Below are 14,744 nucleotides of genomic sequence, written 5' to 3'. Positions count from 1 at the left end.
TTCGAGAGACCTCGACCTCTATCCCGGCAACGACGCGCCAACCACCTCTACACCCTCATCTGTGAAGAGCCGGATTCACTTCAGAAATTTGACGTGGCCGAGGTAATGCAGCGTTTGCCTACCAGGGCGTCGTTTCGCAATAATGCGGACAATCGCGAGCGGTGCCGGCGATCGATTACGACTTTCACCACACCCCGCCCGATTCCGGAAACCGGCCCCTAACACGCAGTTCACGCAACTATCGGATGACCCGTCCGTGTCGCCCGCCCGATTCAAGATCAAATTCGCGGCTTGCGCCGGAACCCCGCTGAAAATGGTGTGAATATTGTTGGTGAAGCAATAATTGAGATTGCTGTTGTGTACCTGGCGCAGTATCGACCGGCAGAATTTGATGCGCTCGGGCACGAACACGGACTGTTTTGTGCGATCGACCAGAATCGGCACCCCAAAAGGCTATCGTTTTTGCGAGAAAGAGCGGGAGGCACCCGCGACGCACCGATATCGATGAGCATTCTTTTCGTCAATCTCTGGACCTGAGCCTGATCTCCGAGGAAGGAGCGACGGATGTCCAAACGACTGGTGGTGTGCTGCGATGGCACCTGGAACACCCCCGACCAACACACCCGTGGGACGCCCAGCCCGACCAACGTCACCAAACTCGCATTGGCGATTGCACCTCGCGACCTGAAGGACCGCGAGCAGCGCATGTTCTACCACCGCGGCGTTGGGACCAGCCGGTACGAACGAATCCGCGGAGGTGCCTTCGGCCTCGGGCTGGCCCGCGATGTCCGCGACACGTACCACTTCCTGGTCGAAAACTACGACCCCGGCGACGAACTGTTCTTTTTCGGCTTCAGCCGAGGCGCCTTCACCGCCCGCAGCACCGCCGGGTTTGTCCGCAATTGCGGAATCCTGCGTCGCGAGTACGCCGACAAGATCGGCGAGGCGTACAGCTTCTATCGCGGGCGCAGCAGCACGAGCCACCCCCGGAGCATCGAGGCGACCCTGTTCCGCAGCTCGTACTCGCACGACCCGGACATCCACTTCATCGGCGTCTGGGACACCGTCGGCGCGCTCGGCATCCCGCTGAACGGGCTGCGCCTGGTCAACTTCTTCAACCGGCGCTTCCAGTTTCACGACACGGCGCTGAGCACCAAGGTCCACGGTGCGTTTCAGGCGCTGGCGATCGACGAGAAGCGAGGGCCCTTCCGGCCCGCGGTCTGGGAGCAGGCATCGGACGCACCCGAGACCCAGCGCGTCGAGCAGGTGTGGTTCGCCGGTGTGCACTGCGACATCGGTGGCGGCTACGACCCGCCCGGTCTCAGCGACATCACCCTGCCGTGGATGGTGGGGCGTGCACAGGAGTACGGCCTGCACTTCGAGCCCGGCGCCTTCGAGTATCGGGAGTGCGCGTACGCCCCACCACCGAATCCGACTGCGACCAGGGCCGACCGCACCTCGGTGCATCCGGACCCACTGCAACTTCCGCAGAACTCACGCACCTTGTTCTATCGGCTCATCCCGCCCTATATCCGTCCGATCGGCGCGACTGACTGGGACCGCGAAGCCATCGCCTCGACCGCGCTCGAACTCCATGAAGTGAAGCCGCACTACTACGAACCGAAAAATCTCGTCGCTTACATCGGCGGCCCGCACAACACGGAGAAGATCGGGGTGCCGACAGGGTGGCGACCTCCGATCGAACCGCCCGAATAATCCTGACCGCAGGCGTGTCTCGCCGCGACGTCGCTCAGCCGAGCAAGGCTCCGATGGCGCTCTCACGCAGATGGGCCAGCAGTGCGCCGGGGCCATCGAAGACCTCAGCCATTCCGGCGGCACGTAATTCATCGCCGCCCACTCCACCGGTCAGGAGACCGATCGACGTGACCCCCGCCCGCGCACATGCCTGCGCGTCCCAGACCGCGTCCCCCACAAACACCGCCTGCGCCGGACCGACGCCGGCCTTGTCGAGTGCCACCTCGATGATGTCGGGCTCAGGCTTGGCCGTATCCACGTCGCCGGACATGGTGACCGCCGAGACCACGTCGTCACAGTCGAGGACCCCGCGCGTCAGCTCCAGCTCGTCCTCAGGCGCCGACGTGGCCAGGACGACCTGCAGACCCCGATCAGCGACTCCGTGCAAGAGCTCGCGTGCGCCCGGCAACGGCCGCATCAGTCCCGCGGACTCGCGGTAGTAGCGGCTGTGCAGCTTCTTGAGTCGTTCCTCGGTTTCATCGGACACATCGGGACACAAGTCGTGGACCAGCGACGTCCCATCCATTCCGATGCACCGGTGCACGCGCCATGCCTGCACCAACAGGTCTTCGTCGGCGAATGCGCGCAGCCACGCATGTACGTGCAGATAGTTCGTATCCACCAACGTGCCGTCGACGTCGAACAAGACTGCTGGGTGTGCCGTCATACCCTCGGGAGTACCCCCGATCAGCGCGTCCTACGCCAACCCGGATGATCGGCGTCGACGCACGTCTTACCCGACGGCCGCCGGTCCGCGAATCGCCGTGGTAGTACCGCGATTACGCCGGTTGACTAGTTGACCCCGGCAGCCTGAGCTGTCGGTTGCGCCGGCTTGGCCGTGCCCCCGACCCGGCTCGCCACGTAGTCCGCGGCGCTGTCGGTGAGCCCCCGCGCCTGGTATGCACCGTGGGCACCCTGGTCGCCGCCGGTCGGCGAGCACACCGGATCCTCCGGGATGCAGATGTCATCGGTCTTGCCGACGTAGCGCGGACCGACGGTGATCGGCGGCGCGCCGGTGTAGATCATCTGCAGGAAGCCGCTGGACGGCTTTCCGAAGAGGACCACCCCGGCCACGCGATCGGCCACCGAAGCCGGCATCGGCCCGCTCAGCCCGGGCGGCAACGTGAAGCCCTGCGGCACGCTGTCCTCGGTGATGTACGCCGCGACCGCCGCGCCCTGCGAGTAGCCACCGAGCACGACCTTGGTGTTCGGGCAGGCGCTCGCGGTCGCCATGACCTTGTTCTTCGCGTCGATCACGCCGTCGGCGGCGGTCGCGAAATCAAGGGACGCAGGGTAATTGACGGCGTAGACGTCCACCGACTTCCCCGGCGTCCGGGCGCGGAGCGCATCCACGAACGCCTGCCCGACACCACCCACACCGGCGGGCTCGAAGGTGCCACGGGCGAATACCACCTGTACGTCCGGGCACGCCTCCGCAGCGGCACTGCCGGACCCGGCGACGCCTGCGGCAACGCCCGCGCTTGACAAGACGACTGCCGCACAGGCAGTAACCCATCGATTATTTCGGTTCATCTAGACCGCCCCAACTCGACCTGAAACCCGTAACGGGACAGACACTGGCCCCGGTTCTCCCATTTACTGTCTACCCGATCTGGATTGGTCAAACCACCCACCGCAGGTGATCCACCTCACGCGCATGACGGTCGGCGCCGCGAAATCGACTGTCGTGAAGCCGAACTCATCAACTGCATCAGACGGACGCCATGTCGGATTCGCGTGGGATCGGCTTCGGCCACGGCTGCGGAATCGGGCGCTGACGCACGCGCTGCGGCCACCAGAACCAGCGTCCGAGCAGGCTGGCGATCGACGGCGTCATCAGTGACCGCACCACGAGGGTGTCGAACAGCAGACCCAGACCGATGGTCGTGCCGACCTGGCCGATGATGATCAGCTTGCTGACCGACATGGACATCATGGTGAAGGCGAACACCAGGCCCGCCGAGGTGACCACCGAACCGGTGCCCACCATGGCGCGGATGATGCCGGTGTTCAGCCCGGCGTGGATCTCTTCCTTGATCCGGGAGACCAGCAGCAGGTTGTAGTCCGCACCCACCGCCAGCAGCACGATGACCGACATCGGCAACACCATCCAGTGCAACGGAATACCCACGATGTGCTGCCACAGCAGTACCGACAGACCGAAGGCCGAGGCCAGGCTGAGTACCACGGTGCCGACGATCACCGCCGATGCGACGACCGCACGGGTGAGGACCAACATGATGATGAAGATCAGGATCAGCGCCGCAGCCGCGACGATCATCAGGTCGTAATCGGCACCGATCTGCATGTCGTTGTACATGGCTGCGCTACCGCCGAGGTAGATCGAGGAGCCCTCGAGGGGCGTGCCCTTGATCGCGTCGGCCGCGGCGACCTTAAGCGGTTCGATGCGCGAGGTGCCCTCCTGCGTCAACGGGTTGCCCTGGTGAATGATGGTGAACCGCACCGCATGGCCGTCCGGCGACATGAACAGCTTGAGGCCGCGCTGGAAATCTGCGGTCTCGAAGGCTTCCGGCGGCAGGTAGAACGAATCGTCGTTCTTGGCCGCGTCGAACGCCTCGCTCATTGCGGTGCCGGTCTTCTGCATCGCGATGGTCTGGTCCTGCTGCGCCTTCTGCATCTGGTACTGGTTCAGCAGCACCTGCTTCTGGTGCTTCATCGACGCGATCTGCTTCGGCATCGTCGCGACCATCTTGGGCATGAGGTCGGCCATGCGCTGCATGTCGGGAACGATGGCCTGGAAGTCATCGGACATCAGGCTGATGCCGTCGATGCTCTCGAAGACCGACCGCATGGACCAGCACACCGGGATGTCGAAGCAGTGCGGCTCCCAGTAGAAGTAGTTGCGCATGGGCCGGAAGAAATCATCGAAGTCGGACAGGTGATCTCGAGTGTCACCCATGTCATCCGAGGTGGTCTTCATCTTGTCGGCCATGCGCTGCGAGACCGCCGCCAGATCTTTCTGGACGCTCATCATCTCGGTCATGGCGTCGATGCTGTTCTGCAGATCGTCGGCCTGCGAGAGCAGATTGTCCAGGTTGGTCTGCATGTAGTCGTTGTTCATGAGCTGCGTGGAGCCGCTCTGTCCGACCGTGTACGGGATCGTCGAGTGCTTGATCGGGTCACCGTCAGGTCGGGTGATGGTCTGCACCTGGGCAATTCCGTGCACGTTCTTGAGCGCCTTGGCGATCTTGTCGATCACCAGGAAGTCCGCCGGGTTCCGCATATCGTGATCGGACTCGACCATCATCAGATCCGGATTCATCTTCGCCTGCGAAAAGTGCCGGAACGCAGCGTCATAGCCGACGTTGGCGGGGATGTCCTTGGGCAGGTAGATCCGGTCGTCGTAGATGGTGTGATAGCCCGGCAGCGCGATCAGGCCCACCAGTGCCGCCACCACGGCGCCGACCAGGATGGCACCGGGCCAGCGCACCGTCGCGGTGCCGACCCGATGCCAGCCGGCGGTGCGCGTGTTCTTTCGGGGCTCGAGGACCCGGCGGAAGCGGGTTGCGACCGAGATCACCGCGGGCCCCAGGGTCAGCGCCATCGCAACCACCATCACCATGCCGATGGCCAGCGGGAAGCCCATGGTCTGGAAGTACGGCAACCGTGTGAAGTGCAGGCACAAGGTGGCGCCGGCAATGGTCAGGCCCGAGGCCAGCACCACATGCGCGGTGCCGTGAAACATGGTGTAGTAGGCCGATTCTCGGTCCTCGCCGACACGTCGCGCTTCCTGATAACGCCCGATCAGGAAGATGACGTAGTCCGTCGCGGCGGCGATCGCCAGCGTCACCAGCAGGTTGGTGGCGAAGGTGGTCAGCCCAAAAACGTTGTGGTAGCCCAGAAATGCCACCAGACCGCGCGCCCCGGAGAGTTCGAGCACCACCATCACCAGCACGAGCAAGGTCGCGATGACGGATCGGTAGACCAAGAGCAGCATGACCGCGATGACGCCGAAGGTCACCAGTTCGATGAGCTCCATGCTCTTGTCGCCGACGACGTTCTGATCGGTGCTGGTCGCCGCCGGACCGGTCACGTAGGCCTTCACCCCTGGCGGAGCAGGGCTTTCGGTGGCGATGTGGCGCACCGCGGCGACCGACTCGTTGGCCAGCGTCTCACCCTGGTCGCCGGCGATGTAGACCTGCACGTAGGCCGCTTTGCCGTCGCGACTCTGAGCGCCCTTGGCGGTCAGCGTGTCGCCCCAGAAGTCCTGGACGTGCTGCACGTGGGTGGTGTCGGCGCGCAGATCGCTGACCATCTTGTCGTAGAACGCGTGCGCGTCGGCCCCCAGCGGACGATCGCCTTCGAGAACGATCATCACCGAACTGCTGGTGGTGTACTCGTCGAACACCTTGCCGACACTTTTGGTGGCGATCATCGAGGGCGCGTCATTCGGGCTCATGGACACCGCGCGCAGCTTGCCGACTTCCTCGAGTTGCGGGACGACGGTGTTCAGCGCGGCGATGACCCCGATCCACGCCAGGATGATGAGCACCGCGAACCGGCGGATGAACCGCGGTATCCCCTTGTGCCCCTTGTTCTCCGCCACCGGGATGGCGTCGGTCTGGGCCTCGTCGGCCGGCGCGCTCATGCGGCCTTCACAAAGCAGAAGGTTTCGGCGTTCATACCGGTGGCGGTCCTCTCTTCTTTGACCACGTCATCCACACTGACCCGGCAGCTGATGCTGTTGCCGTCGCCCTGGGCCAGGATGTTGGGCTGTACAGAAGGCAAGGTGGTCGACAGCGTCAACGTCCACGGCAAAGACACCCCCGCGGCGCGCTGCGGCTTGCCTTCGAGGTCCATGTAGTTGATGGTGGCCGTGCTACCCGTGCCGTAGATCTCGTACTTGACGAACTTGGGGTTGAAGTCCTCGGCGTTGTCCGAGCTCTTCTCGGTGATCACGACGGGATTCGACCCGAACACCTGTCGCACATTCGACACGATCACCACGCCGCCGGCGACCGCGACGATCACCAGGAGCGGTAGCCATGCCCGCCGAAACACTCTTGTCATCGCTGCCTTCTCCAGAAGTTGCCGACCGCGCGGTCGTCGGGCATGGGCAGGCACACCGCCGTTGATGCGCCCCCGGACATCTAGCTAGGTAACCTAACGGAAAAAGTGGATAGAGTCCATCCATTTAAATGTCGTCTTCGTTACAACCTGGCGCGGGCCCGCCGCATTCCTGCCACGCGCAGGCAAATCTGATTCCCGCCGGAAAACCCTTGGTCAGCAGCGAAATTCAGACGAAAATCACTCAGCTGTTGGAGGCGAAGTCCCAGACCTGCATGTTGCCGGCGGGATAGCCCATGCAGACGTCGGTCGCCTTGGCGACCACGCCCTTGTTGTTGAAGAAAATCTTGGCCCAGTTGCCCCAGTGGGTGGCCACCTGCTCGTAGTAGACGTTGGTGGCGGTGTCCTCGGAGTACTGCCGGCGGCCGACCGGGTCCAGAGAGAAGAACCAGTGGATGCGGTCCTGCGCCATCTGCTGGATATCGGCGGGGCGATTGTTCCGGTCGATCATGTAGCGCTGGTAGTACACCGGGCTGGTGTCACGCACCGCCTGTAGGTACTGCTCGGCATCGCAGGTGGTGGTGATGATGCGGCGCGGGATCGGGTAGTCGTCGGTCGCGTCGGCACCGGCCGGCGCGGCAAGGGGCAGCGCGGTCGCCGCCAGGCCGACCACCACGGCGGCCAATCCGATACGGAACGATCGAAGCGTCATGCGCGAGCTCCTGTCTGCGGCCGCTGCGCGGCGGCTTCCAGCACCGACCGTTTGCCCGGGCAATAGAAATCTATTGCGGCACTGAGGAATTGCCAGTTCTGTTGAGTGGCGTTCTGCCGCGACAGGTTGGTGGCGACGAACTTGGCCGACTGATAAGCGTCGTGGTCGACGTTGTTACTCAGCCGCTGGCACGCGATCTTCCCCAGCCAGGCGTTGTAGTCCTTCGGGCCGTAGATGCCGTAGGTGTGCAACTGGTTCGCGAAGTCGGTGTCGGGATCGGCATGCGCAGGTCCGGAACCGGACACCGCCACGACGATTCCGACAGCGGCGGCGGCCAACACAGGTACGGCCCGGTGGTGTCGTGTCATGCGGCGCGCCTCCCGATCGCGGATCACCACGATCGTCCAGCCGGTCGCAGCGTCCGGCCTGAAACTATTCCGGTAAGTGGATGAAGTCAATCCACTTACCGCCATGGTGTCCCGGATTACACTGCGGGGGTGATGGCCCGTCCGACCACAGATCGACCGTTGCGCAAGGATGCCGTGCGCAACCGGCAGCGCGTGATCGACGCGGCCCGCGACCTGTTCGCGACACAAGGCCTCAGCGCCACACTCAACGAGGTGGCGCACCACGGCGGAATCGGCGTCGGCACGGTGTATCGCCGGTTCTCCACCAAGGACGAGCTGATCGAGGCCATCTTCGAGGACGCGATCGACGAGGTCGCCGCCATGGCCGACACGGCATTGGAATTCGAGGACTCTTGGGCAGGATTCACGTGGTTCGTCGAACAGATGGGGCAGCAGACGGCCACCGATCGCGGCCTGCGGGAAATCCTGTACGGCAAGGGCGGTGGGGGCAACCGGGTGGAAGCGGCGCGCACCCGCCTGGTCCCGAAGCTCGCGAAACTTGTTGAGCGGGCCCAAAATGACGGCTATTTGCGCCCTGGCATCTCCGAAAGTGACATGCCGATCCTGGGCCTGTTGGCAGGGACGGTCAGTGAATTCGCCGGGCACGTCGACGCCGACCTGTGGCGTCGGTACGTGGCCATCTTCCTCGACGGTCTGCGCGCTCGCGATGGACAGGACCCGCTGCCGGTCGATGCCCTTGACGAGGACCAGGCCGCTATCGCCATGACCACCTCACCGCCGGGATCGTGCTTCAGCAAGGAGTAGCGGCCCGCGGGCTACAGAGACCAGTCGCGGTTTTGTTTTGAGGCGGCTGGTGGCCGGACGTGCCGCCGGGGAAACTCGAGACATGCGCGGCGCCGAACCTCTGCTGACACCCATGCTCATCATCGTCTGCGTCGTGATGGCCGTCGTGGCGGCCGCGGTGAACCGCTTGGCGCTCAACGGATCCGTGTGGGAGGCGCCGAGCGCCGCGGCGCGGGCAGCACTTCAGCTGGCTGCGGTATCGACCGTGCTCGCCGTCGCATTGCAGCGGATGTGGTCGTCGATGCTGGTTCTCTTGCTGATGTTCATCGTCGCCTCGATCACTGCCGCTCGTCGCAGTCAGGCACAGCGCGGGGCCTGGTGGCTGACCGTCGCCCTCGCCGCCGGCATGGTCATGGTGATTCCGCTACTGACACTCAGCGGTGTGGTGCCGTTCAACGGTGTCGCGGTGGTGCCGGTGTTCGGCATCGTGCTGGGCGGAACGATGACCGCATCGGCGGTGGCGGCGCGGCGTGCACTCGATGCGCTGACGCAGCGCGCCGGCGAGGTCGAAGCGGCTCTCGGTCTCGGTATGTCAGAACGTTTCTCGCGGATGTCGGTCATCGAGCGGCCACTGTCGGACGCCCTGCTGCCCAACCTCGATCAAACCCGCACCGCCGGACTCGTCACTCTTCCCGGCGCATTCGTCGGGGTGCTGCTGGCGACCGGCTCGGCCGCACAGGCGGCGGCGGTTCAGGTCCTGGTACTCGTCTCACTCTTGCTCGCGCAGGTCTGCGGCGTCGCAGTCGTCGGGGAACTCGTGGTCCGAGGCAAGATCGCCCGGTCGAACGACGCGATCGCGCCGCCTCGCAGCGCGGGCCCCGTCGTCGCTCTTGCCCGCAGACTCGGGGCGGGCAGGCCGGAACCCTCCACAACAGGACCATAGTCAGGCGGGTTCAGCGGCGCCCGAGACCTGCAGGGGTGGCTCGTAGCGACCTGTACACCGTTTTACCGGTTCGTTAGTTACGGTGATGACGTGCTGAGAGCCCTCAACGAGCTTGTCGACAGGGTGACGCGCACCCTGATGGCCGTCGACGCGGACAACTACGTGGCCGCCAGCGAGCAGGCACTGACCGACGTGGCAGCGCATTTCGGTTTGGATGTGGCGTTTCTGCGGCACAACGATCACACCATCGGCGCGACGATCCTGATCGCTCAATGGCCGATCAGGACCTATATCCCCGACCCGGATCCGATCGGAACCGTCTACTTCAAGGATGCCGATCCGGTCTTCGCGATGGCCGAACATGTCGCAGAACCGGTGATCCTGCGGCCGGCGGCCGAGCCGGACGAATTCCAGCAGCGCATCGAGGAAGGCACCACCGTGCCGGTCATCTCGATGGCTGCCGTGCCGATGAACGTCACCGACACGGCGGAACCAGATTGCTTCACCACAACCGGCACACTGGGCTTCATCAAATACGGCGACCGGCAATGGCTGGACGAGGAGATCACCGCGCTCAAGGTCATCGCCACGATGTTCGCCCACGTCAAGGTGCGGGTGGAAACACTCGCATCGATCAAACACCTTGCCGAGCATGATGACCTGACCGGATTGCGCAACCGCCGAAGCCTGCTCGACCATCTCGATCAACGACTCGCATCGGGTGAGCCTGCCCCTGTCGCGGCGCTGTACATCGACCCCGACCAACTCAAAGCCGTCAACGATCTGCTGGGCCACGAGACCGGTGATCAGGTTCTCGTCGAGCTCACCCAGCGGTTGAGCGAGTACGCGGCCGGCGAGGCGTTCTTGGCTCGCCTCGGTGGGGACGAGATCGTCGCGGTGCTCAACGCGCCCACATCACTCGCCGATGCCCAGGCCTACGCCGAACGGCTGCGCGAGACGCTGGCCGCGCGACTGATGCTGGGTTCGTCGTACATCAGGCACCGGGTGAGTATCGGTGTGGCCGTGGGGATTCCAGGAGCCGATTCGGTGTCGGACCTGCTCCGGTATGCCGAGCACGCGTTGACCGCCGCCAAGGCCGCGGGTGGCAATACCGTGATCGCGTTCAGCGACGAACTCGCGGCGCAGTTCTCGTTCCAGACCGACGTCGAAGTGCATCTGCAGGACTGCATCGACAACGGCGCGTTGTTCCTCTACTACCAGCCCGAGGTCGATTTGCGCAGTGGCGAACTCGTGGCGATGGAAGCGGTGGTGCGATGGAATCACCCGACCCGCGGACTACTGCTGCGTGAGGAGTTCATGCCAACGGCCGAGGCCACCAACTTCGGCGGTGCTGTGGGGCGCGAGGTGTTGCGGATGGCATGCGAGCAGTTTCGACGTTGGCGAGCTGAGGGTTTGGCCCAGAACGTGATGCTCCGGGTGAAGCTGTCACCCGCCCAGGTGCTGACTGCCGGGTTCACCGAACATCTCGCCGCGACGCTCGCGCAGTTCGAGGTTCCGGCGGGTTCGCTGTGCTTGGAGCTGCCCGAGGACCTGTTGGTCACCGAGGCTCAACTGTGCGGCCAAATCCTGTTGGAACTGAAGCAGATCGGGGTTCAGCTGGCGTTGGACAACTTCGGCACCGGGTACAGCTTTCTGCCCAGTTTGAAAGAGCTGCCCATTGATTCGTTGAAGGTCGGCCGCGGGTTTGTCCAGACGCTCGACCATGACGACGAGAACGCCTTGTTCGTCCAGTCGATCGCTCTCCTGGCCGACGCGTTCGGGCTCGAACTGACCGCCGACGGGCTGGAGACCGAGTCCGCGGCGCAAAAACTCATCGCCATGGGTTACCGTCGCGCGCAAGGGCTTCTGGTGTCCGGTCCGGTCGACGCGGACACCATGGGGCAGCTCCTGGCGGCGCCGGTGCTGCGCACCCCGGCGCCGTGATTGCCCGGTCAGACTTTCCGAGCGGTCAGCAGCAATGCCGGTAGGTGCACGCGGCCGGCGTCGTCGACCGGGAAGTTGTGGGGCGGCAACCCGGGGATGTCGGGGAGTTTGACAGCCACGAACGACGCCTGCGTCGCCACGTCGGACCAGTGCGCCGCGACGGCGTCGCGGACTTCGGCTTCGGTCACCTGGTTCGGGATCGGGCACGGCGAATCGGCAGGCAACGCGTCCTTGGTGAACACCAGCAGGTACAGCACGGCACCAGCAGCGGCGGCCTCATGGATACCCCGCAGGTAGTCGTCGCGCGCTTCGACGGGCAGTGAGTGGAACAGGGTGCAGTCGATGACGGTGTTGAACTGCTGGGTGAGGCCGAGGGCACCGATATCGCGGAGATCGCCCTGCAGGAATCGGGCCGTGGTCAGGCCGCGGTCGGCTGCCGCAGCAGCGGCCTGCTCGATCGCGACCGTCGACAGGTCGATGCCGGTGACCTCGAAGCCCCGCTCCGCCAGGGCGAGCGCGACATCGCCCACGCCGCACCCGGCGTCGAGGACGGGTCCGGTGACTTTGCCGGCGTCGATGAGAGCGAGGATTTCCGGCTGCGGTGCGCCGATGTTCCATGGCGGCGGTCCCATGAAGATTTCGTGGCGGTATGCGGCGTCCCAGTCCATCACTTCGCTCATGGTGACCAAGAGTAGTTGGGTGTGCTGCCAACTCCCCGTCAGTCGCGCAGCACGACGCGCTCGTCGCTGCGCCGGCTGGTCACCGCCGGCGGCGCCGCGACGGTGAGTCGCAGGATCAGCGCGATCCTCTCGTCCGCGTCGATGCCGGCGAGGTCGACGAATTGGCGTTGCAGAATCCCGAGTTCGCCGGCGAAGCGAGCGGAAAGCTTGGTGAGATCGGCCGTATCGTGGGCGAACAGCCAGACCGGCGAGATCGGCTGTACGGCCAGGCCGCGCTGCTGCGCATGCACCCACACCGCCTCCGCGGCCGAGCCGCCCGCGGCATAGTCGCGCAGTGCACCACCGGTGACGGTGACGATCGCCAGAGCCGAACTGGCGTGCACCCGGCCGCGCATGTCGTCACCCAGTGCTTCACCGGCGTTCCAGTCGGCCAGTTGAGCCATGACTTCCGGCCGGCGCAGCAGCTCGAGCATGACCAGCCCGCCATCGCCCAGTCCGAGGCTGTGCACGTCGATCCCGGCGTCCGGATCGGGATCGCCGGGCCAGCGCAGCTCGGCGATCATCTCCTGATGCAGGTGGGGGGTCAGGAACCTGATCCGGTCGGAAGCGCCCAAAATCTCTGCCGCTGCGGCGATCTCGCCTGGCGCGGTGATGAGTCGCAGCCGCCCGCCTTCGCATTCGGCAGCAGCCGACAATGCCCCGGCAACCTCGTCGGCCAGGGGCGTGGGAGTGCCTTTGTCGCGGTTGGTTTCGCGCGCGAGCACCGCGCCGTACAGGTCGGCGAGGTCCGGGTTGCCGCCCTTGCCGTACCAGAGTGTCGCGTGCAGCGGTGACCACGACCCGTGGGCCGGCTCGTCGACGGTTACCGGGCCGAGGATGCCGTGGTGGGCGGCGGCAACCCGAGCATTGAACACCGCGGCGCCGACGGCGACGGCGCTCCCCCGGAATCCGACATCGATGGTCGGGCTGTATTGCGGGGCAAGGCAGATCGCGATCTCATCTTCGCCGGCCTCGATCAACCAGGGCTGAACATTGCCGCCCGACGGCGCGCGCATCGCGGCGATCGCAACCTGGCCGGTGAGGCTGGTGGCGGAGAGCGGCTCGTGCGCGGGCGTGGTGGGCCGCGGCGCGCCCATCGACGGCTCGGCGAGTTGGTCCAGCGATGACCCGATGTCGATGCGGCCGCGCCCCGAGCGCAGTTCCTCGCCAAGTCCGATACGCCGCACCGCCTCGGCTATCGCAGACGCCCCGATGATGACCTCCGAGGCCACCTGCGGCCAGGTGGCCAAGGTCCGGTCGAGTTCGATGAGCGACGCCGCGGTGCGCGGTGAGAGCTTTTCGGCTTCGAGGTGGCGCAGGATGTGTGCCACCTTCTCCTTGCTGCTCATGCCGGGCAGCAGGCCGATGTCGAGCGGGCCGAGCAGGCCATGGAGGATCGGGCGGTCAGGTTCGTCGTCGAAACGTTCGACGTCGATGATGCCGCGGTCGCTGGTGGCCATCAGCACCGGGATGCGTCGATGCCGGGCGGCCACCCGCGCGACGGCCTTGATGTCGAGCGAATCGCATTCTTCGACAAAGACATTGAGCCCGTCGACGAAGTCATCGACGGTCTCGGTGGTCAGGCCCTGATGGAATACCTCGACCGGTAGGTACGGGTCGAGTTCGGCGATGCGGCGCGCCGTGGCGACAGCCTTGTTGAGTCCGAGGTCGAACACGGTGGCCGGTATCCGATTCAGGTTCGAGAGCTCGACGCGGTCGAAGTCGGCCAGACGCAGTCGCCCGCACAAGCCTTGGGTGGCCAGGGTGTGGGCGATGACATGCCCGACGCTCAGGCCCGCCACACCGACAGTGAGTTCGGCCAGTCGGGTCTGCTCCCCCGTGGTGATGCTGTTGCGATTGCGGTCGAGGCGCAGTGCCTTGAAGCCGGCCGGACCCAGGATCGAGACGAGGGTCCGTCGCCACGGGTACCAGACCCAACGGGCCGGTTCGTCCAGGAGTGCGGCAGCGGGTTGGGGGCGCAATCGGCGTAGGTTGTCCAACTCGGGCCCGTAGTGGTCGAGGACCTGGACGTGCGGGTCCGACCGGAGAAGATCGAGTGTGGTCGCGGCTGCCGGATTGGCCGGGTCCAGAATTTGTGGGCGATATTCGTTCGGATCAGTTGGTTGCACTATTCGGCTCCAAGTTCTGTGCATTGCCTGGCTGCGCCATTCGGGCCGTCTGTACGCTGCGGAATGGGCCTGGGGGGCAGTTCGTCAGTGTCGCCGACCAGCCACAGGAGAAACCCGTTGATGTGGGCGCTCAGGCACGAATCCACTTCTGCTGCAGCGGCTATCGCGCGTTTGCGCAGCGCCTCGTCGGCGCGGTAAATGCCGGCGGGCACTCGGTGCTGGCTCGGCATTTCCTCACTATCGCATAGGTGGATATCCACCGTCGAGACTGATAACGTCGGCCCGTAGAAATACGGGGCGTGGCCAGGGGGAATGAATATGCGCGCTGCGGCGGCGACAATCTCGATTGACGACAGCGTCACG

14 protein-coding genes are annotated in these 14,744 nt (G+C 65.0%); 4 read left to right on the top strand and 10 right to left on the bottom strand.

From position 1 onward, the window contains the following. Window positions 1-75: 75 nt before the first annotated feature. Window positions 76-444, bottom strand: coding sequence for a hypothetical protein (locus ACJH6J_RS27435; RefSeq protein ID WP_406804829.1), 369 nt, complete (start codon window positions 442-444; stop codon window positions 76-78). A 120-nt stretch (window positions 445-564) separates the two neighbouring features. Between ACJH6J_RS27435 and ACJH6J_RS27430 the strand changes: the two genes are divergently transcribed. Beyond that, entirely contained in the window at window positions 565-1,716 is a 1,152-nt protein-coding gene (locus ACJH6J_RS27430) for a DUF2235 domain-containing protein (protein ID WP_406776086.1), read from the top strand. Window positions 1,717-1,750: 34 nt separating this feature from the next. On the opposite strand, the gene ACJH6J_RS27425 is transcribed toward ACJH6J_RS27430, so the two are convergent. The 6 genes from ACJH6J_RS27425 to ACJH6J_RS27400 form a co-directional block, all read right to left on the bottom strand. Continuing rightward, window positions 1,751-2,422, bottom strand: coding sequence for an HAD family hydrolase (locus ACJH6J_RS27425; protein WP_212806773.1), 672 nt, complete (start codon window positions 2,420-2,422; stop codon window positions 1,751-1,753). A gap of 125 nt (window positions 2,423-2,547) precedes the next feature. Next, entirely contained in the window at window positions 2,548-3,288 is a 741-nt protein-coding gene (locus ACJH6J_RS27420) for a cutinase family protein (RefSeq protein WP_212806774.1), read from the bottom strand. Between the two features lie 178 nt (window positions 3,289-3,466). Continuing rightward, a complete protein-coding gene (locus tag ACJH6J_RS27415) occupies window positions 3,467-6,364 on the bottom strand; it encodes an RND family transporter (protein WP_406804828.1) in 2,898 nt (965 codons plus the stop codon). Continuing rightward, complete coding sequence (locus ACJH6J_RS27410) at window positions 6,361-6,786, bottom strand: MmpS family transport accessory protein (RefSeq protein WP_029105884.1); 426 nt, start codon at window positions 6,784-6,786, stop codon at window positions 6,361-6,363. Before ACJH6J_RS27410 ends, ACJH6J_RS27415 begins: the two co-directional genes overlap by 4 nt. 241 nt (window positions 6,787-7,027) lie before the next feature. Then, the gene (locus tag ACJH6J_RS27405; protein ID WP_406776085.1) at window positions 7,028-7,495 is read right to left on the bottom strand and encodes a DUF5078 domain-containing protein; all 468 of its coding nucleotides are present in this window, start codon (window positions 7,493-7,495) and stop codon (window positions 7,028-7,030) included. Then, a complete protein-coding gene (locus tag ACJH6J_RS27400) occupies window positions 7,492-7,863 on the bottom strand; it encodes a DUF732 domain-containing protein (RefSeq protein WP_406776084.1) in 372 nt (123 codons plus the stop codon). The genes ACJH6J_RS27405 and ACJH6J_RS27400 overlap by 4 nt, the downstream gene beginning before the upstream one ends. Window positions 7,864-7,995: 132 nt before the next feature. Here ACJH6J_RS27400 and ACJH6J_RS27395 point away from each other — a divergent pair, with 132 nt between their 5' ends. The 3 genes from ACJH6J_RS27395 (at window position 7,996) to ACJH6J_RS27385 (ending at window position 11,533) form a co-directional block, all read left to right on the top strand. Then, complete coding sequence (locus tag ACJH6J_RS27395) at window positions 7,996-8,667, top strand: TetR/AcrR family transcriptional regulator (protein ID WP_406776089.1); 672 nt, start codon at window positions 7,996-7,998, stop codon at window positions 8,665-8,667. Between the two features lie 82 nt (window positions 8,668-8,749). Further along, the gene (locus ACJH6J_RS27390) at window positions 8,750-9,589 is read left to right on the top strand and encodes an ABC transporter permease (protein ID WP_406776083.1); all 840 of its coding nucleotides are present in this window, start codon (window positions 8,750-8,752) and stop codon (window positions 9,587-9,589) included. Window positions 9,590-9,679: 90 nt separating this feature from the next. Further along, entirely contained in the window at window positions 9,680-11,533 is a 1,854-nt protein-coding gene (locus tag ACJH6J_RS27385; RefSeq protein WP_406776082.1) for a putative bifunctional diguanylate cyclase/phosphodiesterase, read from the top strand. 8 nt (window positions 11,534-11,541) lie between these two features. Here the strand turns inward: ACJH6J_RS27385 and ACJH6J_RS27380 are convergent, their stop codons facing one another. The 3 genes from ACJH6J_RS27380 to ACJH6J_RS27370 are packed head-to-tail and all read right to left on the bottom strand — an operon-like array spanning window position 11,542 to window position 14,743. Continuing rightward, window positions 11,542-12,213, bottom strand: coding sequence for a class I SAM-dependent methyltransferase (locus ACJH6J_RS27380; RefSeq protein ID WP_244872787.1), 672 nt, complete (start codon window positions 12,211-12,213; stop codon window positions 11,542-11,544). Window positions 12,214-12,251: 38 nt separating this feature from the next. After that, window positions 12,252-14,381: an Rv1355c family protein gene (locus ACJH6J_RS27375; RefSeq protein ID WP_371824479.1), complete on the bottom strand. Its 2,130-nt coding sequence runs from the start codon at window positions 14,379-14,381 to the stop codon at window positions 12,252-12,254. Further along, window positions 14,381-14,743, bottom strand: a complete 363-nt coding sequence (locus ACJH6J_RS27370) for a hypothetical protein (RefSeq protein WP_212806778.1) — start codon at window positions 14,741-14,743, stop codon at window positions 14,381-14,383. Before ACJH6J_RS27370 ends, ACJH6J_RS27375 begins: the two co-directional genes overlap by 1 nt. Between the last annotated feature and the right edge of the window lies 1 nt (window position 14,744).

The sequence above is a fragment of the Mycobacterium sp. SMC-18 genome, assembly GCF_045310895.1.
Lineage (GTDB): Bacteria > Actinomycetota > Actinomycetes > Mycobacteriales > Mycobacteriaceae > Mycobacterium.
Note: the sequence above shows the minus strand (reverse complement) of the source record. Positions and strands in the feature narration are given on the sequence as shown.